This window comes from Nocardiopsis coralli, assembly GCF_014892575.1.
Lineage (GTDB): Bacteria > Actinomycetota > Actinomycetes > Streptosporangiales > Streptosporangiaceae > Nocardiopsis > Nocardiopsis coralli.
Map to the genome: position 1 here is coordinate 208,138 of NZ_JADBGI010000009.1, position 25,038 is coordinate 233,175.

Annotated in this window: 24 protein-coding genes; 14 read left to right on the forward strand and 10 right to left on the reverse strand. The window is 72.9% G+C overall.

Features of this window, described 5'->3' with window-relative positions; translation table 11 throughout:
• Positions 1-19: 19 nt before the first annotated feature.
• The 3 genes from IDM40_RS12690 to IDM40_RS12700 all read left to right on the forward strand — a co-directional run bounded on the left by IDM40_RS12690 (position 20) and on the right by IDM40_RS12700 (position 2,651).
• Positions 20-1,147 (forward strand): hypothetical protein, encoded by a 1,128-nt coding sequence (locus IDM40_RS12690; protein ID WP_193122173.1) that lies wholly within the window; start codon positions 20-22, stop codon positions 1,145-1,147.
• A gap of 254 nt (positions 1,148-1,401) precedes the next feature.
• Positions 1,402-2,133: a Mut7-C RNAse domain-containing protein gene (locus IDM40_RS12695; RefSeq protein WP_193122174.1), complete on the forward strand. Its 732-nt coding sequence runs from the start codon at positions 1,402-1,404 to the stop codon at positions 2,131-2,133.
• A 14-nt stretch (positions 2,134-2,147) separates the two neighbouring features.
• Positions 2,148-2,651 carry a GNAT family N-acetyltransferase gene (locus tag IDM40_RS12700; RefSeq protein ID WP_193122175.1) on the forward strand — a complete coding sequence of 168 codons (504 nt, stop codon included), beginning with the start codon at positions 2,148-2,150 and terminating at the stop codon, positions 2,649-2,651.
• Positions 2,652-3,151: 500 nt separating this feature from the next.
• Here the strand turns inward: IDM40_RS12700 and IDM40_RS12705 are convergent, their stop codons facing one another.
• Positions 3,152-4,285: an FAD-dependent oxidoreductase gene (locus IDM40_RS12705; RefSeq protein ID WP_193122176.1), complete on the reverse strand. Its 1,134-nt coding sequence runs from the start codon at positions 4,283-4,285 to the stop codon at positions 3,152-3,154.
• Positions 4,286-4,386: 101 nt separating this feature from the next.
• Positions 4,387-5,559, reverse strand: coding sequence for a GDSL-type esterase/lipase family protein (locus IDM40_RS12710; RefSeq protein WP_193122177.1), 1,173 nt, complete (start codon positions 5,557-5,559; stop codon positions 4,387-4,389).
• Positions 5,560-5,728: 169 nt separating this feature from the next.
• Here IDM40_RS12710 and IDM40_RS12715 point away from each other — a divergent pair, with 169 nt between their 5' ends.
• From IDM40_RS12715 to IDM40_RS12725, 3 genes are all read left to right on the forward strand, one after another.
• Positions 5,729-6,166, forward strand: a complete 438-nt coding sequence (locus tag IDM40_RS12715) for a DUF3052 domain-containing protein (protein WP_235997543.1) — start codon at positions 5,729-5,731, stop codon at positions 6,164-6,166.
• Between the two features lie 114 nt (positions 6,167-6,280).
• Entirely contained in the window at positions 6,281-7,231 is a 951-nt protein-coding gene (locus IDM40_RS12720; RefSeq protein ID WP_193122178.1) for an aminoglycoside phosphotransferase family protein, read from the forward strand.
• Positions 7,232-7,388: 157 nt separating this feature from the next.
• A complete protein-coding gene (locus IDM40_RS12725; protein ID WP_193122179.1) occupies positions 7,389-8,504 on the forward strand; it encodes an NADH:flavin oxidoreductase in 1,116 nt (371 codons plus the stop codon).
• A 59-nt stretch (positions 8,505-8,563) separates the two neighbouring features.
• Here IDM40_RS12725 and IDM40_RS12730 read toward each other — a convergent pair whose 3' ends face one another.
• Positions 8,564-10,957: an ATP-binding cassette domain-containing protein gene (locus IDM40_RS12730; RefSeq protein ID WP_193122180.1), complete on the reverse strand. Its 2,394-nt coding sequence runs from the start codon at positions 10,955-10,957 to the stop codon at positions 8,564-8,566.
• Between the two features lie 182 nt (positions 10,958-11,139).
• Positions 11,140-11,988 (reverse strand): NmrA family NAD(P)-binding protein, encoded by an 849-nt coding sequence (locus IDM40_RS12735; RefSeq protein WP_193122181.1) that lies wholly within the window; start codon positions 11,986-11,988, stop codon positions 11,140-11,142.
• A gap of 156 nt (positions 11,989-12,144) precedes the next feature.
• Between IDM40_RS12735 and IDM40_RS12740 the strand changes: the two genes are divergently transcribed.
• Entirely contained in the window at positions 12,145-12,744 is a 600-nt protein-coding gene (locus tag IDM40_RS12740) for a TetR/AcrR family transcriptional regulator (protein WP_193122182.1), read from the forward strand.
• Positions 12,745-13,109: 365 nt separating this feature from the next.
• On the opposite strand, the gene IDM40_RS12745 is transcribed toward IDM40_RS12740, so the two are convergent.
• Complete coding sequence (locus IDM40_RS12745) at positions 13,110-13,283, reverse strand: hypothetical protein (RefSeq protein ID WP_193122183.1); 174 nt, start codon at positions 13,281-13,283, stop codon at positions 13,110-13,112.
• A gap of 254 nt (positions 13,284-13,537) precedes the next feature.
• Here IDM40_RS12745 and IDM40_RS12750 point away from each other — a divergent pair, with 254 nt between their 5' ends.
• The 3 genes from IDM40_RS12750 (at position 13,538) to IDM40_RS12760 (ending at position 16,810) form a co-directional block, all read left to right on the forward strand.
• Complete coding sequence (locus IDM40_RS12750; protein WP_193122184.1) at positions 13,538-14,641, forward strand: DUF4037 domain-containing protein; 1,104 nt, start codon at positions 13,538-13,540, stop codon at positions 14,639-14,641.
• A gap of 397 nt (positions 14,642-15,038) precedes the next feature.
• Positions 15,039-15,611, forward strand: coding sequence for a TetR/AcrR family transcriptional regulator (locus IDM40_RS12755; protein WP_193122185.1), 573 nt, complete (start codon positions 15,039-15,041; stop codon positions 15,609-15,611).
• Entirely contained in the window at positions 15,608-16,810 is a 1,203-nt protein-coding gene (locus IDM40_RS12760; RefSeq protein WP_193122186.1) for an FAD-dependent monooxygenase, read from the forward strand. Before IDM40_RS12755 ends, IDM40_RS12760 begins: the two co-directional genes overlap by 4 nt.
• A gap of 171 nt (positions 16,811-16,981) precedes the next feature.
• On the opposite strand, the gene IDM40_RS12765 is transcribed toward IDM40_RS12760, so the two are convergent.
• Positions 16,982-17,800 (reverse strand): SDR family oxidoreductase, encoded by an 819-nt coding sequence (locus IDM40_RS12765; RefSeq protein WP_193122187.1) that lies wholly within the window; start codon positions 17,798-17,800, stop codon positions 16,982-16,984.
• A gap of 305 nt (positions 17,801-18,105) precedes the next feature.
• Between IDM40_RS12765 and IDM40_RS12770 the strand changes: the two genes are divergently transcribed.
• Positions 18,106-18,531: a nuclear transport factor 2 family protein gene (locus tag IDM40_RS12770; RefSeq protein WP_328807009.1), complete on the forward strand. Its 426-nt coding sequence runs from the start codon at positions 18,106-18,108 to the stop codon at positions 18,529-18,531.
• Between the two features lie 12 nt (positions 18,532-18,543).
• Here IDM40_RS12770 and IDM40_RS12775 read toward each other — a convergent pair whose 3' ends face one another.
• Together IDM40_RS12775 and IDM40_RS12780 are read right to left on the reverse strand one after the other, a co-directional pair.
• Complete coding sequence (locus IDM40_RS12775; protein WP_193122189.1) at positions 18,544-19,323, reverse strand: SGNH/GDSL hydrolase family protein; 780 nt, start codon at positions 19,321-19,323, stop codon at positions 18,544-18,546.
• Entirely contained in the window at positions 19,316-19,885 is a 570-nt protein-coding gene (locus IDM40_RS12780) for a PadR family transcriptional regulator (protein WP_193122190.1), read from the reverse strand. Before IDM40_RS12780 ends, IDM40_RS12775 begins: the two co-directional genes overlap by 8 nt.
• A gap of 146 nt (positions 19,886-20,031) precedes the next feature.
• Here IDM40_RS12780 and IDM40_RS12785 point away from each other — a divergent pair, with 146 nt between their 5' ends.
• The 3 genes from IDM40_RS12785 to IDM40_RS12795 all read left to right on the forward strand — a co-directional run bounded on the left by IDM40_RS12785 (position 20,032) and on the right by IDM40_RS12795 (position 22,640).
• On the forward strand, positions 20,032-20,673 hold the full coding sequence (locus tag IDM40_RS12785; protein ID WP_193122191.1) for a class I SAM-dependent methyltransferase: 642 nt from the start codon (positions 20,032-20,034) through the stop codon (positions 20,671-20,673).
• A gap of 158 nt (positions 20,674-20,831) precedes the next feature.
• Positions 20,832-21,671: an NmrA/HSCARG family protein gene (locus tag IDM40_RS12790; RefSeq protein WP_193122192.1), complete on the forward strand. Its 840-nt coding sequence runs from the start codon at positions 20,832-20,834 to the stop codon at positions 21,669-21,671.
• Positions 21,672-21,893: 222 nt separating this feature from the next.
• Complete coding sequence (locus tag IDM40_RS12795) at positions 21,894-22,640, forward strand: SAM-dependent methyltransferase (protein ID WP_193122193.1); 747 nt, start codon at positions 21,894-21,896, stop codon at positions 22,638-22,640.
• Between the two features lie 204 nt (positions 22,641-22,844).
• Here IDM40_RS12795 and IDM40_RS12800 read toward each other — a convergent pair whose 3' ends face one another.
• Complete coding sequence (locus IDM40_RS12800; protein WP_328807010.1) at positions 22,845-23,771, reverse strand: phosphotransferase; 927 nt, start codon at positions 23,769-23,771, stop codon at positions 22,845-22,847.
• A gap of 426 nt (positions 23,772-24,197) precedes the next feature.
• Entirely contained in the window at positions 24,198-24,962 is a 765-nt protein-coding gene (locus IDM40_RS12805) for a glucose 1-dehydrogenase (protein ID WP_193122194.1), read from the reverse strand.
• Between the last annotated feature and the right edge of the window lie 76 nt (positions 24,963-25,038).

A 25,038-nucleotide genomic window follows, 5' to 3' on the forward strand; every position in this document is an offset into this window, starting at 1 on the left:
CCCGGAAAGGGGACCCGCGATGACCGCGCACCCGCACCACACACCCACACGCCCGACCACCCACCGCCGGGCAGCCCGGGCCTTCGCACTCGCCGCCCTGGCCTGGTCGGCGGGCACGACCCTGATCGCGCTGCTGTGGGCCACCGGAGCGCTGGCCCTGCCACGCAACGGCCCCGAACAGGCCCTGCGCACCGGTGACCTGCTCAGCCTGCTGCCCGCCACCACCAGCAGCGCCACCGTCCTGGCCCTGGGCGCGAGCGCAACCGCCCTGGCCACCGCACTGCTGTGGGGCCTACGCACCCACCGCACCGCGCCCGTGCGCACCGGCGCGGCCGGCGGCTGGGTCCTGGCCGGGCTCGCGGCCCTGGTCCTGGTCCACGGCGGCCTGCTGCCCATCCTGGGCTACCTGCCCGTGGTGCTGCTGGCCGGATGGGCCGTGCCCGGGCTCTGGGCGGCCGCAGCACAGACCTTGACCGCCCCCGAGACCCTTCTGCTGCTCCATTTCCTGCTCGGGGCTGGGCTGTGGGCCGGCACCGCCCTGACCGCCACCCGCACCCACCGCCACACCTGCACCCGCTGTGGACGCGGCCCCCACTGGAGCCCCGAACACGAACACACCACCCGCGAGCGCGCACGGCGCACCGGACGCTGGGCCGTGGGCATCGCCATCGCCTCCGCCCTGGCCTACCCCGCCCTGCGCATCCCCTGGATCTTCGGCCACTACCCCGACTTCACCGCCCACCAGGCCCAACAGCTCGCCGCCACCGAAGGCACCACCGTCATCGGACTGGGCCTGGCCTCGGCCGCGCTGGCCGGCGCCGCCCTCATGCTCGGCCTGGTCCAGACCTGGGGAACCCGCCTGCCCGCCCCCGTCCCCTTCCTGGGCGGGCGACGCATCCCCATCAGCCTGGCCGTGGTACCGGCCGCCGTCGTGGCCCTGGCCCTGTTCGGGCTGGGACGCGCCACCGTCATGACCCTGCTGCTCACCGGCCCGAGCCAGGCACCCCTGCACGAGACCGCCTTCGCCCTGACCGCCCTGTGGGGCGCAGCACTGGCCGTGGCCGCCTGCGCCTACGCCCTGCGCCGCCGCGGCGTGTGCGGCACCTGCAACCGCGGCCTGCCCGAGAGCGCACCCGCCCGAGCCTGAACCGGCGCGGGCCCGGCGGGGCTGCGGGGGCGATCCTCGGGCCGGCCCGAACCGGTGCGGACCCTGTGTCCGGATCCGGACGTGCCATTCGTCGACGCGTAGCCCCCGCGGGTCAGGGCACCCCCTGCCCCGCCCCGGCACCAGAGCCGACCAGGATCTTGCGAAAGACCGACCCACCCGCCAGGAACCCACGCCCGCCCAACCTGCCCGCACACCGCCCGGCGCCGGCCCGGGCGGTGTGCCATCCTGACGCCATGGATGCGCACCCGACGATCACCCTCCACGTCCCACCGGACCTGCGCTTCTTCCTGCCCCCGCGCCACCGCGGCGCCCGCGTGCACCTGCCCCACGACCCCGACGCCACCCTCGGCCACACCCTGCAGTCCCTGGGCATCCCCCTCACCGAGGTCGGCCGCATCGGAATCGGCGAGGCCACCGTGGCCCCCGACCACCGCCCCGCACCCGGCGACACCATCAGCGTCGACGTCCCCTCCTGGCCCCAGAACGCACCCACCGACCCGCCCCGCCTGCTCCTGGACGTGCACCTGGGCACCCTCGCCCGCCGCCTGCGCCTGCTCGGGATCGACACCGCCTACGACAACGACCGCGACGACCCCTCCCTGCTCGCCCAGGCCAACGCCGAACAGCGCATCCTGCTCACCCGCGACCGCGGCCTGTTGTTCCGCCGCGCCCTGCACGCCGGCGCCCACGTACGCGCACAACACACCGACGCCCAACTCCACGAGGTCCTGGCCCGCTTCGCCCCGCCCCTCCACCCCTGGACCCGCTGCCCCGCCTGCAACGGGCTCCTGTACCCGGTCACCCCCGAGCAGGTCGCCCACCGCCTCGAACCCGGAACCCGCGCCACCTACGACACCTTCGCCCAGTGCAACGACTGCGAGCGCGTCTACTGGCCCGGAGCCCACCACGACGACCTGCGCCAGATCGTGCGCCGCGCCCTGCCCGACACCCCCGACCGGCCCTGAACAGGAACCCCGCCGTGTTCCCCACCCCCGCACACCCCGCCGACGCCACCGCCCTGTGCGACCTGCGCGAGGCCTGCGCCCGCTGGCAACAACAGCACGGCATCGACCAGTGGAGCCCCGGAGAACTCACCCGCGACACCTTCGCCGCCCAGATCGACCGCCGGCAGTGGTGGGTCCTGCGCACCGCAGAGACCGTGGATGCGGCCGTGCGCCTGCTCGAGCAGGACCCCCACATCTGGCCCGAGGAGCCCACCGGCGGCGCCCTGTATGTGCACGGGCTCATGGTCGAACGCACCCGCGTCGGCCGGGGCACCGGTTCCCGCCTGCTCACCTGGGCCGAAGAGCAGGCGCGCGCCCGGGGACTGCACGCCGTGCGCCTGGACTGCGTGGCCCACAACCACGCCCTGCGCCGCTACTACGAACACCGCGGTTACCTGCGGCGCGGAACCCACGACTTCGGGCCCGGCTCGGCCCTGCACCCGGTGATGCGCTACGAAAAACCCCTCTACCACCGGTGACGAGGTGCGATGCGACCGGCAACGCACGCACCTGCCCCGACCGGCCCCGCACGGGGGGGGCGCCGCGCAGCGACACCGGTCACCGCCGCTCCCGCACCCCGTCCCACCCCGGACGCAAGAGCGCCGGGACCCTGCACGGCCATCCGTCAGGACAGCCCGTACGCACCCACGAACCACGGGGTCCGATCTGTTTCAAGGGGCGCGGACCCCCGGCTTCAGGCGTGGTGTCATCCGCCCTTCGCCTCCGGTGCGCTTGCTCCTGTCCGCAACATCCGCAACAACCCCGTGGATACGCGCCGCAGGGCATGCGGTGCCGTCCGGGCCCCCGCTGCGCGACCATGGCGAAGCCCGCGCAGCAGGGGCGGGAGACCGGCCGCGAGGCGCGTAACGCCGCACGACCGAAACGTCGTGTCGGGATCCCCCGGCTGCAGCCGGGGGGAGGTGGTCACGCGACCGTCCCCCCTCACGTCCGCCGACAGCCCCGATCGAACACCCCGGGCTCACAGCCGGTTGCTCACCCCGCGCAACAGGCGCTCGAACATCCACGTGCTCGCCCCCGAGGGCAACCACCGCATCGCCCCGGGCGGGTCGGAGGTGGCCATCGCCCCCTGCGCGATCGTGGCCGCCCGCACCGCACGGCGCTCCCGGCCCCGCCCGTAACGCTCCAACGCCGCCCCCGGGTCGCCGTCCCCACCGGGGTCGGCGGCCAGCACCTCGGTCAGCGCCCCCACGTCCTCCAGCGCCTGGCCCGCGCCCAACGCCATCACCGGCGACATCGCGTGCGCCGCATCGCCCACCAGCGCCACCCTGCCCCGGTTCCAACACAGCGGCGCAGGGTGGCGGCGGTGCGGGAAGACCTCCACGTCCTGGGGCCCCAGTATCGACAACAACGTGCGCACCGGTTCGGCCCACCCGGAGTAGCGCTCCCGCAGCCCCGCCAGGGCCCGGACCGGATCGCGCTCACTGCGCTCACGGTCCCAGGGCAGGTCGATCAACCACTGCACGACGCCGTCCCCGGCCGGGTGCAGCCCCACCATCCCCTGGCGGCCCATGAACATCCGCGAGCGCGAACCCAACTCCAGGGGCAGGCGCACCAACCCCTGCCAGGTCGCCACCCCCGTCGGGGCGGCCTGCGCGGCCCCCTCACCGAAGACGGCCGTGCGCACCCGCGAGTTCACCCCGTCGGCGCCCACCACCAGATCCGCGGTCAGGCTCTGGCCGTTCTCGGTGTGCACCCGGACCCCGCCGGCGTCCTGCTCGATGCCGCTCACCCGGGCCCCGAACACGAACGCCTCCTGCGGCAACCCCTCGGCCAGGTGCGCGATCAGCTCCGAGCGGCGCACACACACCGTCGGCCCGCCCAGACGGCGCTCCAACCGCGCGGTGTCGACCTCCACCAGAGCGCGCCCGCGCGCATCGTGCGCATCCAGGGCGCTCAACCGGTGCCCCACCACGGAGGTGTCCACCCCCAGGTCGCCCAACACCGCCGCCCCGTTGGGCCACAGCACGATCGCGTACCCGCCCGTGCGCAGGGCCGGCGCGCGCTCGAGCACCCTGACCCGGTGCCCCGCCCGGTGCGCGGCCCGTGCCGCTCCCACCCCGGCGATGCCCGCGCCGACCACCACCACGTCCATACCTGCCCCCGTCCCAGATCCGAACCTGGAACCAGTGTGCCCCCGCCCCGGCGCGGGCCGCGGCCGACCCCACCCGTGCCAGGGCCGGCATTCACGGCCGCTCAACCGGCCGCGGCAACCCCCTGACCGGCCAGGACACGCTCGGCAAAACGCGATGCGATCGCCCGGTGGGCCTCGGGTCCGGGGTGCAACCTGTCCGGCAACGGCCACTTCTCGTGGTCCCGGGGCCCGAAGAGCTCGCACCCGTCCACGTAGAACAGCCGCCGGTCACGCTCGCGGCGCTCGGCCACCACCCGCGCCAACTCCCGGCGCACCACCTGCAACGTCAACCGCCCCGCGGCGACCTCGGCCGGGTCCCCCGTCGCACGGAAACGCACCTGCCCGCGGGCCAGCGCCTCGGTGTCGAAGGCCCCCGGCCCCGGGGTCTCCTCGTGGATGGGGCACCACAGGGGCGAGACGACCACCAGCGGCGCATCGGGGTGGCCCCGGCGCACCTGGTCCAGGAACCCGTGCACCGCCGGGGCGAAGGCGCGCACCCGCATCAGGTCGGCGTTGACCACGTTGATGCCCAGCTCCAGGCTGACCACATCGGCGGGAACCTCGGACAGCGACTGCGCCACGAACGGGTCCAGAAGCGCACTACCGCTGTAGCCCATGTTGACCAGCTCCACCCCGGCCTCGTTCGCCGCGCGCACCGGCCACACGCCCGTGGGCGTTTCGGCGTTGGAACCCTGACTGATGGAGCTGCCGTGGTGCACCCACACCCGCCGGCCCTCGCCGGCCGGCAGCGCCCGGACGGGGGCGTCGGCGCGCAGCGCGATGAGTTCGCAGCCCTCGTTGTGCGGCAACCAGATCCGCACGTCCTTGTCGCCCTCGCCCAGCCCGTCCATGCGCAGCGTGCCCACCGGACCGGCCACGTGTTCGACCGACCCGGTGGCCATGTCGATGCGCAGCTCGTCCCCGCCGTCCAGGGAGCCGCAGGCCACCACCCGGCCGCCGACCTGGGCCTCGTACACCCCCGGCGGGCGCGCGGGCGCGCCCACATACACCCGGCGGGAGGCGAGCGCGTCCAGCTCGATCACCCGGGCGCTGGTGCGCAGGGCCAGGTGCACGCCCGAGGGGTGGGACTGGGCCAGGAGCATCTGCGCGTCGGCGTGGCGCTCGCGGGCCCAGGCCGGAAGGCGGTGCGGGCGCAGGCCGCGTTCGGTGGCCTCCACCTCCAGGGCGCCCCGGACCAGGTCGGGGGTCAGGGGTGTGGTGGTCAAGGCTGGCATCGTCGTCCTCGTTCTGCTGGGTTGGGCCCCACGGCCGGGACCGTTCCTGCCCGGTGGGGCGCCGACGCGGTCCCATCCGCGTCCGCGCAGATCGTAGCCGTGCAGCACGCCCGGGCGCCCGCGATTTTCCTGGCCGGGAAGTGTCACTGCCCGTGTCTAGGCTCGGCACATGAGCTCACGTACCGTTGCGCAGAAGATGGGTATCCGCCCCGGCAGCCGGGCGCACCTGGCCCACGCCCCCGCCGACGCGGTCCACGCCCTGGACCTGCCCGAGCTGGACCTGCGTCAGGAGCTCGACGGCACCTTCGAGTTCCTGCACCTGTTCACCACCACGCAGGAGCACATGCGCACACGCTTTCCCGTCCTGCGCGACCACCTCGCCCAGGGCGGCATGCTCTGGGTGTCCTGGCCCAAGGGCGGGCGCCTGGGCACCGACCTGACCATGAAGTCGGTGATCGGGATCGGCTACAGCCTCGGCATGGTCGAGAGCACCTGTCTGCGCGTGGACCGGACGTGGGCCGCCCTGAAGTTCACCCGCCCCAAGCCGGGCAAGACCTACCGCAACAGCTACGGGACCCTGCCTGGGCAACGCCCGGCCCCCTCGTGAGCCCCCTGCCTGCCCCCGTGCGGCTGCGCCGGACACGGGAGAGCCCCCGCACATCCACCAGCGAGACGGGACGTTTCGTCGCGTTCACCCCCGGCCCCGTGCCACGATGTCCACATGAGCGCTCACATGACCCAGCAACAACGCGCACAGCGCACCGACGCAGCACACGAAGCCGCCCTGGCCGCCGCCCGCGAGGTGGGCCTGAACCCAACCGAACCCGCGATCCTGCACGACCTGTTCTCCGTCGTCGTGCACCTGGCACCCGAACCCGTGGTCGCCCGCATCCCCACCGTCCTGCCACCAGGCACCGACCCGCACCAGGTCGCCGCCCGCCAACAGCACGAACTCGACGTCGCCCAGTGGCTGCACGAGCAGGGCACACCCGTCATCGCTCCCTCGCCGCTGGTACCCCGCGAACCCGTGCGCCGCGACGCCTTCTCCATCACCTTCTGGCAGTACGTCGACGAGGCCCCGGGCGCCGAACCCGACTACGCCGCCAACGCCGCGCACACACCCGCACTGCACCGGGCCCTGCGCGACTACCCCGGCGACCTGGGCTTCCTCGCAGCCGCCGACCCGGCCTCCCTGACCAGCGACCTGGCCCGCCTGCACCAGCACCCCGAACTCATCGACGCCCAGGACCTCGAACGCGCCCAGCAGGAATGGCAGCTCCTTCAACCCCTGGTCACCTCCCGCGCACGCTTCGAACAGGCCTTCCCCGACACCCCGCTGCAGCCCGTGCACGGAGACTCCCCGCCCGCCAACATCTTCACCAGCACCGGCGGCCCCCTCTACGCCGACTTCGAACTGGTCAGCCTCGGCCCCGTCGAATGGGACCTGGGCGGGCTGCCCGACGAACTCGTCCAGGCCTACGACCGCAGCGCCCGCGACCAGGGCATGCACGAGTCCGACCCCGACGTCCTGGCCTTCGTCAACGCCGTGGGCAAACTGCGCGTCATCGCCACCCTGGCCCTGGTCCCGCAACTGCCCGTCCTGGCCGACCACCTCACCCCGGCCGTGCAGGAATGGAAGAAGGGACCCTTCGCCGGCGGCCTGCACCTGTGAGGAGCACCGAACCACGACCCGCGGCCCCGGCCACCGCACCGGGGCCGCACCCGTGCGCAGCGGCACGCATCACAACCCCGCCCCGCACCGCACACCCCTGCCACCCGGTACGTTCGCGGTGCACGCCCCCCGTCCCCACGTGACGCCAGGAGAACCGTTGCCCACCCGCGCCGCCCTGCTCCTCGACCGGCCCCTCACCCTGGGATCGGCCAAGATCCCCAACCGCCTGGCCATGGCACCCATGACCCGCATGCACTCCCCCGGCGGCATCCCCGGCCCCGACGTGGCCGCCTACTACGCCCGCCGCGCCGCCGCCGGAACCGGCCTGATCATCACCGAGGGCACCTACGTCGGCCACCCCACCGCCGGTGAGAGCGACCGCGTCCCCCGCTTCGCCGGAACCGAGCAGCTCCAGGGCTGGGGCCGCGTCGTACAGGAGGTCCACGCCGCCGGCGGCACGATCATGCCCCAGCTCTGGCACATCGGCATCCAGCGCGCCGCCGGGTCCCCGCCCTTCCCCGACGCCCCCTCCGTGGGCCCCTCCGGCATCGCCCTGGACGGCACCGCCGGCGCCGGGGACGCGCTCACCCTCACCGACATCGACGACCTCATCGCCTCCTTCGCCGAGGCCGCCGCCCAGGCCGAACACCTGGGCTTCGACGGGGTGGAACTGCACGGCGCCCACGGCTACCTCATCGACCAGTTCCTGTGGGAGCGCACCAACCAGCGCACCGACACCTACGGCGGCGACCCCGTCTCCCGCACCCGCTTCGCCGCCGACATCGTCGAGGCCGTGCGCGAGAAGGTCTCGGCCGACTTCCCCGTCCTGCTGCGCTTCTCCCAGTGGAAGGCCGACAACTACGACGCGCAGATCGCACCCACCCCGCAGGACCTGGACACCGTCCTGGCCCCCTTGGCCCGCGCCGGCGTCACCGCCTTCCACGCCTCCGGCCGCCGCTACTGGGAACCGGCCTTCCCCGAATCCGACCCGGCCCTCAACATCGCCGGCTGGGCCAAGAAGGTCACCGGCCTGCCCGCCATCACCGTCGGATCGGTGGGCCTGGACGGCGTCTTCGCCCCCGACCGGCTGGGCCGCAGCGCCGAGGTCACCGGCATCGACGAACTCCTGGACCGCCTGGAGGCCGAGGAGTTCGACATGGTGGCCGTGGGCCGCGCCCTGCTGGCCGACCCCGCCTGGGCCCAGAAGGTCCTGACCGGCCGCGGCGGCGACCTGGTCCCCTACACCAAGGACGCCGTGCGCACCCTGCACTGAGCACCCACGCAAGGGGCGGGCCCACCCGGCCCGCCCCTGCGCTTTTGGCCGCCGCAGGCTCAGACCCGCACGAACTCGGCCAGGTACTCACCCGTGAGCGTGGACGCCCCGGCCGCCAACTCCGCGGGGCTGCCCTCGAAGACCACACGCCCTCCCTCGTGGCCCGCGCCCGGACCCAGGTCGATCAGGTGGTCGGCCCGCGCCATCACCGCAAGATGGTGCTCCACGACCACCACCGAAGTGCCCGAGTCCACCAACCGGTCCAGCATCGCCGTCAACTGCTCCACATCGGCCGGGTGCAGACCGTTGGTCGGCTCGTCCAACACATACACCCCGCCGGGTTCGGCCATGTGCGCGGCCAGCTTCACCCGCTGCAACTCACCGCCCGAGAGCGTGCTCATCGGCTGGCCCAGACCCACATAACCCAGACCGACCTCGTGCAGGCGCCCCAGGATCCGCGCCGCCGCCGGCACCCGGGCCTGCCCCTCAGAGAAGAACCCCAGGGCACGGTCCACCGACATCTCCAACACCTGGCTGATGTCGAACCCGCCCAGACGGTGCTCGAGCACCGAGGCCTCGAACCGGCGTCCCCCGCACTCCTCGCACGTGGTGGTCACCCCCGCCATCATCCCCAGGTCGGTCTGGACCACCCCCGCACCCTTGCAGTTGGGGCAAGCCCCCTCGGAGTTCGCGCTGAACAGCGACGCCTTGACCCCGTTGGCCTTGGCGAAGGCCTTGCGGATCGGCTCCAACAACCCCGTGTACGTGGCCGGGCTGGAGCGCCGCGACCCCCGGATCGGGCTCTGATCGATGGAGACCACACCCTCACCCGCCGGGATCGAGGCGTGCACCAGCGAGCTCTTGCCCGAACCCGCCACACCGGTGACCACCACCAACACCCCCAACGGGATGTCCACGTCCACCGACCGCAGGTTGTGCGCCGAGGCCCCGCGCACCTCCAGCACCCCCGTGGGCGTGCGCACCTGCTCCTTGACCCGGGCCCGGTCGTCCAGGTGCCGGCCCGTCACCGTCGCACTGTTGCGCAACTGCTCGACCGTGCCCTCGAAACAGACCAGGCCCCCGTCACTGCCCGCACCCGGACCCAGGTCCACCACGTGGTCGGCGATCGCGATCGTCTCCGGCTCGTGCTCGACCACCAGCACCGTGTTGCCCTTGTCCCGCAACCGCAGCAACAGCTCGTTCATCCGCGCCACGTCGTGCGGGTGCAACCCCGCCGTGGGCTCGTCGAAGACATAGGTGACATCGGTCAGCGACGAACCCAGGTGCCGGATCATCTTCGCCCGCTGGGCCTCACCGCCCGACAACGTGCCCGCCGCACGGTCCAACGACAGATACCCCAACCCGATCTGCACGAACGAGTCCAACGTGTGCACCAGCGCCCCCACCAGAGGGCCCACCGACGGCTCACGCTCACCCAACGCCCGCACCCACTCGGCCAGATCACTGACCTGCATCGCACACACCTCGGCGATGTTGAGCCCGCCGATCCGGGAGGACCGGGCCGCCTCGCTCAACCGCGTACCGCCGCACTCGGGGCACTCGGTGAAGGTCACCGCACGGTCCACGAACGCCCGGATGTGCGGCTGCATCGCCTCGCGCTCCTTGGCCAGGAACGACTTGCGCACCCGCACCACCAGACCCTCGTAGGTCATGTTGACCCCGTTGATGCGCCGCTTGACCGGCTCGCGGTACAAAAAGTCGTGCAACTCCTCCTCGGAGAACTCCCGCACCGGCTTGTCCGCGTCCACCAGCCCCGACTCGGCGAACATGCGCACCGACCAGCCGCCCGCCTTGTACCCGGGCACCGTGATCGCGCCCTCGTTCAAGGACTTGTCGGCCTCGTACAGCTGCGCGGCGTCCACGTCCGCGACCTGCCCGCGCCCCTCGCAGAAGGCGCACATGCCCCCGGCCCGGGTGAAGGTCACGTGCTCGCGCGGTGCGGCCGAGGCGCGCTCGACCGTGAAGGACCCGCTCGCACGCACCGAGGCCACGTTGAAGGAGAACGCGTTGGGCGAACCGATGTGCGGCTCACCCAGCCGGCTGAACAGGATCCGCAGCATCGCGTTGACGTCGGTGGCCGTGCCCACCGTCGAGCGCGGGTCGGCGCCCATCGGTTTCTGGTCCACGATGATCGCGGTGGTCAGCCCCTCCAACACGTCCACCTGCGGGCGCGCCGAGGTGGGCATGAACGTCTGCAGGAAGGCGCTGTAGGTCTCGTTCACCAACCGCTGCGACTCCGCGGCGACGGTGTCGAAGACCAGCGAACTCTTACCGGAACCGGACACACCGGTGAAAACCGTCATCCGCCGCTTGGGCAGCACCACGTCCAACCCCTGCAGGTTGTTCTCCCGCGCCCCCAGCACCCGGATCTGCTCGTGGCTGTCGGCCACATGCACCGCCCCGTTCGCCTGTGCCGCCGTCTGGTGCTGCATCGCCGTCCCCTTCCCCCGCGCCCCTGCCGGTGCGCGCCGCTGTGCTCACCTGCCCGATCCAACCACCCGCGTGCGACAGGCGCGCCCATGCCGCGGCAACGCACGCCCCATCCCTCAGGCAGCAGCAGGGTCCGCCCCCCGGACACACGGAGCGGACCCCGAACCCAGCACAGCCCGAGCGCTCAGAACTCGGCCAGGCGCTCGGCCACACGCCGGGGTGAGCGGCCCAGGAGTTCGGCCAGCAGCGGGTCGTGCTCGGCGAAGTGTCCCTGGCGGGTGGCGCGGAACATGGTGAGCATGAAGCGGGCCGCCGGTTCGGCGACACCGCCGGCCACCTGGTCGGCGACCCACTCCTCGTCGCCGAGGACCACGCGTTCGACGGTGCGGCCGCTGTGTTCGGAGGCCAGAGCGGCGAAGTCGTCGAGCGTGAGCGCCTCGCCGGCGATCAGGGTGATGGGCCCGTCGAAGGAACGCTCACCGCTGAGCAGGGCCGCCGTGGCCTCGGACAGGTCGGCCGGTGCGGTCCAGGGCACGGGCCCGTCGGCCGGGGCGGCGATCACCCCGGTCTCACGCCAGGGCCCGAGCAGGGGGACGAAGCTGTGGGAGAAGAACCCGTAGCGCAGAGAGGTCCACGCAACCCCCGAATCGGCCAGGATCTGCTCGGTAGCGGCGTGGATGGCCGCCGGAGGGTAGGGGCCGTCGGCCGCAACGCCCTGCTGGCTGGTGTAGAGAATGCGTCCGACACCGGCCGCGAGGGCCGCCTCGATCGCGTTGCGGTGCAGGCCCACCATGTCGGCCGCCGGGTCGTTGCCCGAGACCAGGAGCACCTGGTCGGCGCCGGCGAAGGACTCGCGCAGGGCCTGCGGGTCCTCGTAGGAGCCCTGGCGTACGCGCACGCCCCGGTCGGCGAAGTGCCGGGCCTTGGCGGGCTCGCGTGCGCTGATGCCGACCTCCTCGGCCGGCAGGCGCTCCAGGAGGTGTTGCACGGTGGCCCCGTTGAGGGTGCCGGTGGCGCCGGTGACGACGATCATGTTCGTGGCCTTTCGCTGTGTGCCCGCACCAGTGTCCTGCCTGGTCGCGAGCGGTTCCATAAGTTGACCAGCATGGTCAGTTTCGTGGTGTCGCCGACAGTAGATAAACTGACCAGGCGAGTCAAATTACGGTGGCGGCCAGAGGCGGTGGGGAACATGAGCGGCACACGACCTGCCAAACCCGGGTTGCGCGCCGACGCCCGCCGCAACACCGAGCAGATCCGCCGCGCCGCGATCGGCGCCTTCCAGGGCCGGGGCCTGACCGTGCCGCTGGAAGAGGTCGCCACGGCGGCGGGGGTCAGCAAGGCCACGATCTTCAACCGGTTCGGCGGCCGGGTCGGGCTCATCGAGGCCGTCATCGAGGAGGTCGTCGCCAACGAGCTCTACGCCGTCATCGACCACACACGCGCGCTCCAGGATCCCGGAGCGCGCCTGGCGTACTACATCACCGCGATCCGCGACCTGCAGTACCGCCAGCCCACCGCCAACGACGTGCTGCTGCAGGAGTACCCCCATTCACAGCAGCTCATGGACATCTGCCGGGCCGCGGGCCAGATCTACGGCGAACTCGTCGAGGCCGGCCACGCCGGAGGAGCGCTGCGCCCCGACTGCACAGCCGATGACCTGCACGCGCTGGTCGTCGACAACGCACTGGCCCTCAAACACGGCGACCGCCCGCCGCGGGGAGACTACGACCGCCGCACGTCCTTCCTCCTCGACGGCATCCTTGTGCACGCGGGGCCTTCCGGCGGGTGAGCAGCCGGGCCGCACCGGCCAGGGGTGAGGGGCGGAGCGGGCCGATCCCCGCCGGCCCGCAAGAGGAGTTCCCTCGGGGTGGCTGCGCGGGCCGCGGTGCAGGTCGCGCCGGAGCGTCGGTCGGCCCCGAGCTCACCCAGGCAGACGACGGCGCCGTCCGAGGCCCCGCGCGTAACACCGCTCGACCATCGCCGCCCACCGGAGGGCGTGGCCGTCTACGCCCCCGGTGCGGACGGCGACCCGTTCACTGCCGACCGCTTCGTTCCCGACCACGGCGAAGCGGCCATCAACGTCCACGAGGATGTCTCGGGCCTGCGACCACAACCGAGGGGCCCGCAGAGGAGCGGACCCTCACCTGTAGGGGGTCAGTGGGGTCCGGCGTCCTGTCGGCGTTCGCAGTCCCACCCCTCCTCGATCTGGCCCGGGGCACGTGTGTTCTCCACACCGGCCGGTTCTTCGGGGGGAGGGCGTGTCGGCGCGCGGCACCCGGACAGGGCCGCCACGGCCACCGCCAGAGCGAGCAGTGTCCTGCTCTTCATCGGCTCACGGTAGGAGCGCCCGCGGCGGCCTGGAGGGGGCTCGGCCCGACCCCCGGGCCCCAGCCACACACCGGCGGCCGCCCCCGTCCCGGCCCGGGCGTTGTTCTACGCGGGCGAACACCGCAGGTAGGGCTCGGCATGCACACACCCTTGGTGACCGCGGGCGGCCCAGGGCCCGGCGCGAGGGGGTGACCGAATCGGGCCGGGCAGAAAACCGCTCGACCTCGCCTTCCCATTCTGGGGATCGTGCCGGTATGAACGAACCCGCCTTCGTGCCCGGCCTGCAGCTGTCCCGGGACTTCTACCACCAGGCCGTCCTGCCCCTGCTGGACCGGGCCCTGCCCGACACCGCGCATTCGGCCGCCCTGATGGGAACCGGGTCCGAGGTGCTGGGGCTGGACACCGACCGCTCACGCGACCACGACTGGGGCCCGCGCCTGCAGCTCTTCCTCTCCGCGCGGGACAGCGCCTGCCACGGCGCATACCTGCGCGAACACCTGGCCAACCGCCTGCCCTCGACCTTCCGCGGACATCCCACCCACTTCGAGCCCACCGGCGAGGCCCCGGGGATCGGCGTGGCCGGGCCCACCGACGGGCCGGTCGAGCACCGCGTGCACATCACCGACCCCGCCACCTGGTTCACCGACCACCTGGGCTTCGATCCCGCCCGGGGCATCACGGTGGCCGACTGGATGGCCATCCCCACCCAACGCCTGGCCGAGGCCACCGGGGGCGCCCTCTTCCACGACGGGCTCGGCCTGCTCGCCCCGGTCCGCTCCGCGTTGGCCCGGTATCCCCGCCAGGTGTGGATGCACGTGCTGGCCTGCCAGTGGCTGCGCGTCTCCCAGCGGGAGGCGTTCGTGGGGCGCTGCGCCGAGGTCGGCGACGAGCTCGGTTCGGCGGTGGTCACCGCACACCTGGCCCGCGACCTCATGCGGTTGTCCCTGCTCATGGACGGCCGCTACCCGCCCTACGACAAGTGGCTCGGCAGCACCTTCGCCCGCACCCGCCAGGGGCAGGATCTGGCCCCGCACTTGCGCTCGGCGCTGTGCGCCACCGACGGGCACACCCGGGAGGACCATCTGTGCCGGGTCTACGAGGCGCTGGCCCGCAGGCACAACCGGCTCGGTCTGAGCGCGCCGGTCGATGCGTCCACGCGCCTGTTCCACACGCGCCCCTTCCGGGTGCTGGGCGCCGAGCGCCTGTGTGCGGCGTTGAGGGAATCGATCACCGATCCGCGGGTGCGCGCCCTGCCGGTGGTGGGCGCCATCGACCAGTGGGTGGACAGCACCGACGTTCTGACCCGCCCGGATCGGTTCCGTGCCGTGGCCGAAGGGCTGACCGGCCCGGGGGTGTGAGCCCCTGGTTCGGTCCGCCGGCCGGGCCAGGAGCGGCGCCGCGGGGCCCGGCCTGGGCTTCAGGGCTGCTCGGGGACCCCTCCGTTCCGTTTCGTTGGTTCTTAACGTTACCCAGAAACGTTAAATGCTCACAGCAAACAGAATCCCGGTGCGAGACCCCAAATCCTGGCCTCCGATAACTGAACCTTCCCGAGGGTCAGAGCCTCAGAGGCTTCTGCCCGCCCCCGAGCGACACCCCGGCCGCGCCAACGTAATGAGCGCCCCCTCCTCCACCCCCGAGAACGAGCCGGGTACAGCCACAGCTGTACCGATCCCTGGACAGGGGCACGGCCCCGTGCCACCCTGAGAATTGGGCACTCGACCAAGACAGGTGCCCAAGAAACCGGAGCAGCCCCGCATGAGCACACCCAAGAGCCACCAGGTCCGCCACGACCTCCTGGAAGCCGCACGCGCCCTGATCGCCGAACGCGGCTGGACCGCCGTGAGCACCCGCACCCTCGCCCACCGCGCCGGCGTGGGCCCCGGCCTGGTCCACTACCACTTCCCCTCGCTGCGCGCCCTGCTCAACGAAGCCGCCCTGACCGGCATGGCCCAGGTCATCGACCAGACCCTGACCGACCTGCCCCGCACCGACCCCCGCCAGGGCCTGGACCACCTCCTGGGCAAACTCCACTCCTACCCGCCCGACGACCCCGCCACCGTCCTGTTCACCGAGGCCTACCTGGCCGCCACCCGCGACGCCGACCTGCGCCGGGGCATCACCGACCTCCTGCAGCGCCTGCGCACCCACCTGACCGCCTGGCTCGACGACGGCCACATCGCCGACCCCGAGAACACCGCCCACGTGCTCGCCGCCACCGCCGACGGCCTCATGCTCCACCGCTCCCTGGACCCGCACCTGAACGCCGACCAGGTCGCACCCGTCCTGCGCCGGCTCTTGAACCCACCACCCCAAGAGGAGCAACCATGACACCCGCACCCGGCACCGCCGTCGTCGTGGGCGCCGGCATCGCCGGCCTGGCCACCGCCCAACGCCTGGCCCACCACCGGTGGCGGGTCCACGTCCTCGAACAGGCCCCCGGCCCGCGCCCGCAGGGCTACATGATCGACTTCTTCGGCCCCGGCCACGAGGCCGCCCAGGCCATGGGCCTCCTGCCCCGCATCCGCGAACTGGGCCGCGCCTTCGCCCGCGCCGACCTGGTCGGCGCCGACGGCACCACCCGCGCCTCCCTGCGCTTCGACCGCTTCGCCCGCTCCCTGGGCGGCTCGGTGGTCTCACTCATGCGCCCCGACCTGGAACGGGCCCTGCGCGAATCCCTGCCCCAGAACGTGCAGGTGCGCTACGGGTGCGGACCCCGTGCCATCACAGAGGAACCCGACGGGGTACGCGTGCACCTGCCCGACGGCCACACCCTGCACGCCGACCTGCTCGTGGGCGCCGACGGCATCCACTCCACCGTGCGCCGCCTGCTCTTCGGCCCCCAGGACCGCTACCTGCACCCCCTGGGTTTCCACACCGGCGCCTACACCTTCACCGACGCCCGCATCCACGCCCTGACCCGCGACCGCTTCTGCCTGACCGACACCCTGGGCGCCCAGATGGGCCTGTACGCCCTGGGCGAGGACCGCGTGGCCGCCTTCACCGTGCACCGCACCGACCACACCGACCTGCCCGCCGACCCCCGCGACCAGCTGCAACGCACCTACGCCGGCCTGGGCTGGGTCGTCCCGCGCGCCCTGCAACTGTGCCCGCCGCCCGAGCACATCTACTACGACCTGGTCGCCCAGGTCAGAATGGGCTCCTGGAGCCGCGGCCGCACCGTCCTGGTGGGCGACGCCTGCCAGGCCGTGTCACTGCTGGCCGGCCAAGGCGCGTCCCTGGCCGTGGGCGGGGCCTACGTCCTGGGCGAGGAGCTGGCCCGCGCCGACACCGTGGCCCAGGCACTGCAGCACTACGAGGACCGCTGGCGCCCGGTGGTCGCCGAACGCCAACGCGCGGCCCGCACCGGAACCGGCTGGTTCCTGCCCACCACACCGGGCCGGTTGCGGCTGCGGCGCCTGGCGTTGAGGCTCTCGGCGCTGCCCGGGGTGGACCGGCTGGTGGCCACCTCCGTGTCGGGCCGGCCCACCCGCGCCATCCAGGACCTGGCCCCCGACCTGCCCTCCTGAACCGGCCCCGCACCCCGGTCGCGCCGTGCCTCGACGTCTGGTGACGGTCGCGGACGCCGGAGCCTGCCCCGGTGCACACGGGTCACTCCGGTGGAGGAGCTCCACTCCGGTGGTGACCGACCACGGGCAGGGCAGCAACGGTGCCGAGCGGATCCGCCCCGTTCCTTTCCCTCAGACCAGGAACCGGCGCGCCCCGCGCAGCTCGGTGCGCAGGATCTTCCGTGTGGCGGCACTGTCCAGATGCACCCGCAACGCCCCGGGCGGCCCGGTCCGGGCCCGCAACCCGGCCGGCAACGCGTCCGGATCCAGCCCGTCGCGGCGGGCGATGAGCACACCCAGCTCGTGTCGGCTGATCGTGTCCTGGCCGACGGCGTGGAACATCCCGCCCCGTTCCTGCTGCGCCAACTCCAGCAGGGCCCGGGCCAGATCGTCCACGTGCACCGGGCAGCGCACGTCGTCGGTGAAGAGCACCCCGTCCTGCTCGCCCGAGGCCAGGGCGTGCACACGGCGCTCGTGCACCGAAGCCCCGTGGCCCAGGATCAACGAGGTGCGCACCAGGGCCGCCTGCGGGTGCAGGGCCCGCACCGCGGTCTCCGCCGCGGCCTTGGCCGCACCGTAGGGGGTGATCGGGTCGGGCACGGCACTCTCGTCGTAGTGCTCGGCCGCTCCGGAGAAGACCGCGTCGCTGGAGACGTGCACCAGGTGCGCGCCGTGCTCGGCCGCGGCAGCCGCCACGTGGGCCGCCCCGTCGGCCGTGGCGGTCCACTCGCTCTGCCGGTAGGCGGCGTTGACCACCACCTGCGGTTGTTCTGCGGCCACCAGGTCCCGGACCCGGGCACGCTCGCGCACGTCCAGGCGCACCCACCAGGCCGCTGCGGAACTGCCCGGCCCGCGCAGGTAGGTGCCCACCACCCGGTGCCCCGCCAGGTGGGCCCGGCGGGCGACCTCACCGCCCAGGAACCCGCTCGCTCCCACGACCAGAATGCGCACCGGAGCCCTCCTTCCCGTCTGGGCCCGGGGCCGGACGCCCCATCGGGTGTTCGGGTCCCAGGATGCCGGGTCCGGGTGCCGGTGTCTGCGGTTCCGGACACGCGTGGTTCCCACCGACCCCTGGGAGCTGGGCCCTCGCGCCCGGGCCGATGGCCGGGGCCTGGGCCTCCCGCTCCTGGCGGGCTCGGGGGGCTCCGTTCAGCGGCCCCTTCGGCGGCCATGGGTGGAGGCCGGCCCCTGTCGCCCGCCCTCCCGCCGTGATAGTCATGAATATGAGTATTCATCAATATGACAAGGGAGAGCCCGTGGACACCCCCCGACGCTTCCGCGCCGCCGTCGACGCCCGCGACCTGGAGGCCATCGAACCGCTCCTGGCCCCCGGCATCCGCCTGCTGAGCCCGGTCACCTTCACCCCCTTCGAGGGCAAGGACATGGTCCTGGGCCTGTTCAAGGTCCTGCTGCGCACCTTCGAGGACTTCCACTACATCGGCGAGCACACCGGACAGGCCCGCACCAGCGACGACCTCACCACCGACTCGCACGTACTGCTCTTCCAGGCCCGCGTCGGCGACAAGAAGATCCACGGCATCGACCTGCTGCACCTGGACGAACACGGCCTGATCACGGAGATGACCGTCATGGTGCGCCCCCGCTCGGCCGTGCACGCCCTGGGCGAGGCGGTCCTGGCCGGACTGGTCGCCGACGGGCTGGTGCCCGACCCCGAGCGCTGACCGGCCCGGCCCTCACCTGACCGGCATCAGCAACGGGCGTTTGGCGCTGCGCCCGTCCCCCGACGAACGCCCGCGCACCCGACGCAGCACCCACGGGCCCACGAACCGCGCGGCCCAGCCCACCTCGCCCGCCAGGGCCTGCCACCCGGCCCTGCCCACCGGGGCCGGGCCGGGCAACGGGCGGGTCCAGGAGTCGTCGCTACCGGGCAACCCCCACACCTGGGCCAGGGCCGCGGCCATGCGCGCGTGCCCTTCGGGGCCGGCGTGCAGACGGTCCTGGCTCCACAGGCGCGCATCACCCACCACGGCGTGGCCCTCCATCTCGGCCAGCAGCACGCCCTGGCGCCGGGCCGCCCGGCGCAGGAGCGCATTCAGTTCCCGCACCCGGCCCGAGACCGGCCGGGCAGCCGGTACCAGCGGCGCCGGGTCGGGGAAGGTCATCGACAGCACCTGGGCGCCCTGCCCGCGCAGCGCCGCCCACACCGACTCCACGTGTCCGGCCACCTGCGCAGCCTCGAAGCGGGGCCGCAGCACATCGTTGACCCCGGCCACGACGGTGGCCACGTCCGGTTCCAACCCCAGGGCCGGGGCCAGCTGTTCGTGGTGGACCTGGTGTGCGCGCCGGCCCCGCACCGCGAGGTTGGCATAGGACAGCGACGGGTGGTGCCGGGCCAGCAGCACCGCGAACCGGTCGGCGAACCCGCGCCATCCGGTCGACTCGTGCCCGTCTCCCACCCCTTCGGTCTGGCTGTCGCCCAGGGCCACATAACGCAGGGGTCTGTGTTCAGCCATCACCGCGCCCCTCCTGCCGGGCACGCAGCACGCCCATCACCCGCTCACACCATTGCTGGTTGCCCTGTTCGAAGGCGCGCCCGCGCAGGCAGGTCAGGTACGGGCCGACCCGTTCGGCCCGGGCCAGGTGTTCCTCTTCGCTGCGCTCGCCCCGCATCGCCGCGAGCAGGGACTCGAACAGCTCCACCTTGGTGCGGGCCAGTTCGGCGCGCTCGCCCAGTTCCTCCAGCAGCGCACCGGTCTCCACGTGGTCGCAGGCCTGGACCTTGACCAGCAGGTCGTCGCGCACCGCCGAGGGGCCCGAGGCCGACCGGGTGAAGGAACGCAGCTCCTCCACCCCTGCCGGGCTGACGGTGAAGAGCCTCTTGTTGGGGCGGTTGTGCTGGACGATCTCGCGCCCGGTGACCAGCCCCTGGCTCTCCAGGCGTTTGAGTTCGGCGTAGAGCTGTTGGGGGCGCGCGTGCCAGAAGTTGGCCACCCCCGCGTCGAAGGCCTTGGCCAGTTGGTATCCGCTGAGTTCGCCCTCCAGCAGGGCGGCCAGGACCGCGTGCCTGAGCGCCATCGTGCCCCTTTTCTGCTCACCCGTGTGCGCGTGCGCCGGCGCGGGAACCGGACACAACAGTCATCGAACAGACTAATCACGGATCTGAGTAGAAGGAAGGGGCCCGACCGCTTCACCCGCCCGAACCCGGCTTACGATGGGCGGCCATGACCCAGCCCTCCTACGAGGCCGCCACCGGCGCCGCCTACGACCGTCTGGCCCAGCGCTACAGCGACTTCGCCGCGCACCACCACACCACCCACCCCCTGCACCGCGCCCTGATCCCGGCCTTCGCCGACATGGCCGACCCCGCACGCCCGCTTGCCGACCTGGGCTGCGGCCCCGGGCACGTGTCCGCCGACCTGCACACCCGCGGGCTGCGGGTCCTGGGCCTGGATGTGTCCGCGCGCCTGCTCGCCCACGCCCGCCGCACCCACCCCGGGCCGGTGTTCGTGCGCGCGAGCATGCGTTGCCTGCCCCTGGCCCCGGGCGCCCTGGGCGGCATCCTGGCCCACTACGCACTCATCCACACCCCGCCCGACCAGGTGGCCGGGACCTTCACCGAATGGGCCCGGGTTCTGGCCCCCGGCGGGCCCGTACTGGTCTCCTTCCAGGCCCAGGAGCCCGGAACCGGCACCGAACCCTTCGATCACGACGTCGCCCCGGCCCACCGCCACAGCCCCGAGCACCTGCTCGGCGCGGCCGGCGACGCGGGCCTGTCCGAGGCCGCACGCCTGGTCGTCGACGGTTCCCAGGACCGGCGCCGCGGCTGGGCCCAGATGCACCTGCTGCTGCAACGCCCCGTGTGAGAACCGCGCACCGCGCTCCTTCTCCTTGACCTGAAGCGCGCTTGAGGCCCGAGCATGAACATCCCAGCGCCGGGACCCACGAAGGGCCGGACCGCGGGGCCGCACCAGGGCACCGCGGCACGCCCGGCGCACGGTGAACCACGGACGAGGGGTTGGACATGGCCGGCAGCAGGACCATTCTCGTGACCGGAGCGACCGGGACCCAGGGCGGGGTCACCGCCCGCGAGCTGCTCCGGCGCGGGCACACGGTGCACGCGCTCGTACGCGACCCCGACAAGGCACAGGCGCAAGCGCTGCAGGAACGCGGAGCAGTACTCGTGCGCGGCGATTTGGAGGAGACCGGATCACTGCGCCGGGCCATGGAGGGCGTGGACGGCGTCTTCAGCGTCCAGGCGACCGGGGACACCCCGCGGGAGATCGCCGCCGAGGTCCGCCAGGGCAAGAACGTCGCGGACACGGCCGTGCAGGCCGGGGTGGCGCACCTGGTGTACAGCTCGGTGGAGGGCGCCGAGCGCGGCACCGGCATCGACCACTTCGAGAGCAAGTACGAGGTCGAGCAGCACATCCGGGCCCTGGGCCTGTCCGCGACCGTTCTGCGGCCGGTGTTCTTCCTGGACAACCTGCTCGGTTTCGCCGACGCCGAGGGCGAGCGGCTCATGCAGCTGCCCATCCGGGCCCAGCGGCCGATCCAGATGGTCGCCGGCCAGGACATCGCCTTCTTCGCCGCCAACGCCTTCGAAGACCCGCACGAGTACGCGGGCCGCACCATCGCACTGGCCGGGGACGAGATCACCTTCGCGGCCATCGCCCAGCTCTTCGAACGCATCACCGGCACCCCGACGCGTTTCGAGCCCGTGCTGCCCATCGAGGACCCGATGCTGCGCTGGTTCGACCAGCACGGTTACCGGGCCGACATCGCGGCCGTGCGCCGTGAGCACCCGGGGCTGTTGACCGCGGAGCAGTTCCTCACGCGCCGGCTCTCACCGACCGGACACTGAAAACCCCGGGGCCCGGGCCCGGGGTCGCTCGCGCGGCACGACCGCAAGGCCGCGGCGAAAAACCGCTGGACACCCGCCCCGACCCCGGTGTTCACTGGCCCGGTCCCTGAACCAGACGTCCCCTGTGAGGTGCGTTGATGCCCGCCCCGACGACACCGGCCGGCCACGACCGGTCGCCTGCCGACCACGACACGAACGCACCCAAGCAGAGGAACAACCAACGTGGACCTTCCACGCATCTTCACCATCCGCGAGAGTAGCCACCGCATCCACAACCCCTTCACCCACGCCAAGTACGCCACCCTGGGCCGGGCCCTGCACCTGCAGCCCGGAACGCGTGTGCTCGACCTGGCCTCGGGATCGGGCGAGATGCTGAGCACCTGGGCCCGCGACCACGCCATCACCGGAACCGGCGTGGACATCAGCACGGTCTTCACCGACCAGGCCCGCGCCCGCGCCGCCGAACTGGGCGTGGCCGACCGGCTCACCTTCGTGCACGGCGACGCCGCCGGCCACGTCGCCGACGAACCGGTCGATGTCGCCGCCTGCCTGGGCGCCACCTGGATCGGCGACGGGGTGGCCGGAACCGCGCAGCTGCTGGGCCGCAGCCTGCGCCCGGGCGGCCTGATGCTGATCGGCGAACCGTTCTGGCGCGGCCAGGTCCCCGACGCTGAGACCGCCCGTGCCTGTTTCGCCCAGAGCCCGGACGACTTCCGGACCCTGCCCGGGCTCGTCGAGCACTTCGGCGACCTGGGTCACGACGTCGTGGAGATGGTGCTGGCCGACCAGGACAGCTGGGACCGGTACCAGGCGGCGCAGTGGCTCAACCTGCGCCGGTGGCTCGATGCCAACCCCGGCGACGAGCTGGCCGCCCAGGTGCGCGCCGAGCTCGACACCGGGCCCGCGCTCTACGCGCGTTACCAGCGTGAACACCTCGGCTGGGGTGTCTTCGCGCTGATGCCCCGCTGAAGCAGCTGAGGCAGCGCCCCCTCGGGGGTCGCGGGTCCGGCGCCGTCCACCGCGGCGGCCCGGGCCCGCGCCCTACGCACCCGCTGCGACCCGCCAGCGCCCGGACACCGGCACCGGACCCGCCACGGGATCGGGGCGCCCGACGCGACGCGGATGCCCCCACGCGCTGGTGCAACGCACCCCCTGTGAGCGCCCGGGCCCCGTTCAGGCGCGGCGTTGCAGGGCCCGGCGCACCTGCGGCCGGTCCAGGGCCGCCACACACCAGGCGAAATGGCCGTCGTCGCCCTCGTCCGAGTAGGCGTTGGCGCCGGCCAGCCCGTAGGCGGCCCGGTACAGCGCCATCAGCTCCCGGTCCCACCCGCGCGCGGCGAAGGCCTCCAACATGGCCTCTTCGTGCTCGCGCGCCCGGGGACCGTACATGTCGAAGAAACCCGCGGCGGTGGCCGCGTCGAAGGCCCCGTCCCCGGCGGTGGTGAAGAACCCCCAGTCCAGCACGGCGCTGACCCGGCCGTGCTCGTCGACCAGGATGTTCTCCGGGCACAGGTCCCCGTGCACGATCCGCTCCGGCCCCGCCTCCAAGTGCTCCAGCGCCGCCACCACCTGCGCGGCCACCGCGTCCAGGTCGGGCAGGGCCGCTCGCAGTGCGGGGGCGAACCGGTGCACACGCTCGGCCACCAACGCGGCCAGGTCGCGGCCCCAGGTACGGCCCGCCCGGCGCAGGCCCGCGCCCTGGTCCAGCACCGCCAGCGCCCGGGTGGCCGGCCCGGCGCGGGTGGCGTCCAGGTCGGCCACCACCTGCTGCACACACGCCCGGGCCTGTTCGAGCCCGACCTGCCCGGACCCCGAGGCCGTGCTCAGGGCGGTGCCGTGCAGCCGGCGTTCGATGCTCACCACCCGGTCGCCGTCGCGGTGCACGGCCAGGATGCGGGGGCTGTCCCAGGGCAGGTCCTGTGCGGCCAGCTCCTCGTAGAAGGCGGCCAGGGCGCGCAGTTCACCCTCGGTGCGCCAGGCCCAGGCCTTGCCCACCCGACCCTGGCCCAGGTCGTGGACCTGGCCTTCCATGCCCTGGCCCAGCACCCGCACGCTCCCGTACCCCAGCCGGTGGTAGAGGTCCTCGATCGGTGCGCCCACGCCGCCCCCTGTTCGGTCCGCCCTGACGTGTACCGATACCGCTGCGGTGCACGCCGGGGCGGAGTCTACGCACCCCGTTCCCGGGCCTGCGATCCGTTTCCCCCGCCCCCGTCCGCGTCCCCTTACCGGAACGCGGGGCCCCTGGTGTGCGTGTGGCCTGATGTGGCCAACGCCCGCGCCCGGTGCGCGTGCGGTGGTAACCCGAGAGGATCCGTGTCCGCAGCGACCCCTGGGAGGTGCCATGGGTGCACGCGGCCCCGAGTGGGCTTCGACCGTCTTCTACCTGTTCGTGCTGGTGTTGTTCCTGGCCTGGCTGGCCGAACGCTGCTGACCCCCGCACAGCTGTGGCCCCGACGCCGCACGCCAGGGCCACCAGGAAGACACACAGGGTGTTTCACGTGGAACCCTGCGTGAAAAGGGCGAAACTCACTGGCCCAGCACGTACTTGATCGTGGGCCCGCTGCTCCACCCGCCGTCGACCGCCAACTCCGCACCGGTGATGTAGGACGCCTCCTCCGAGAGCAGGAACACCATCGCCGCCGCGATCTCGCGGGCCTCCCCCACCCGCCCCATCGGCGTGTTCGGGTAGTTGCCCTCCCCCGCCTGGATGCCCACCTCCGCCGTCATGGGCGTGTAGGTCATCCCCGGGTGCACCGAGTTCACCCGGATGCGATCGGTACCCAACTCCACCGCACCGATCTTGCTCAACCCGCGCACACCCCACTTGGAGGCCCCGTACCCGGCCGTCAGCGCCAACCCCATCATCCCCGCGGCCGAGGAGACGTTGACGATCGCACCCGCACCGCCCTCACGCATCACCGGCGCCACCGTGCGCATACCGATGAACACCCCCGTCAGGTTGATGTCCACCACCTGGCGGAAATGCTCCACCGACTCCTCCGTCAACAGACTGCCCGTGGAGACCCCCGCGTTGTTGACCAGCCCGTCCACCCCGCCGAACCGGGCCCGGGCCCGCTCGACCACGCTCTGCCAGTCGGCCTCGCTGGTCACGTCGTGATGGGCGTAGGAGACGTTCTCGCCCAACGCAAGCGCGGTCTCCTGACCCTCCTCCTCCAGCACGTCGGTGATGAGCACCCGCGCCCCCGCCTCCACCGCCTGACGCGCGGCCTCCGCCCCCAGCCCGCGCGCACCGCCGGTGATGACCACACTCTTGCCCTGCAACGACGCCATACGATCCCCCTGGAGTGATCCACTGCACTGTGCCCACACAGAACGCCAGATCCCCACCCGGTTCAAGGACCACCCC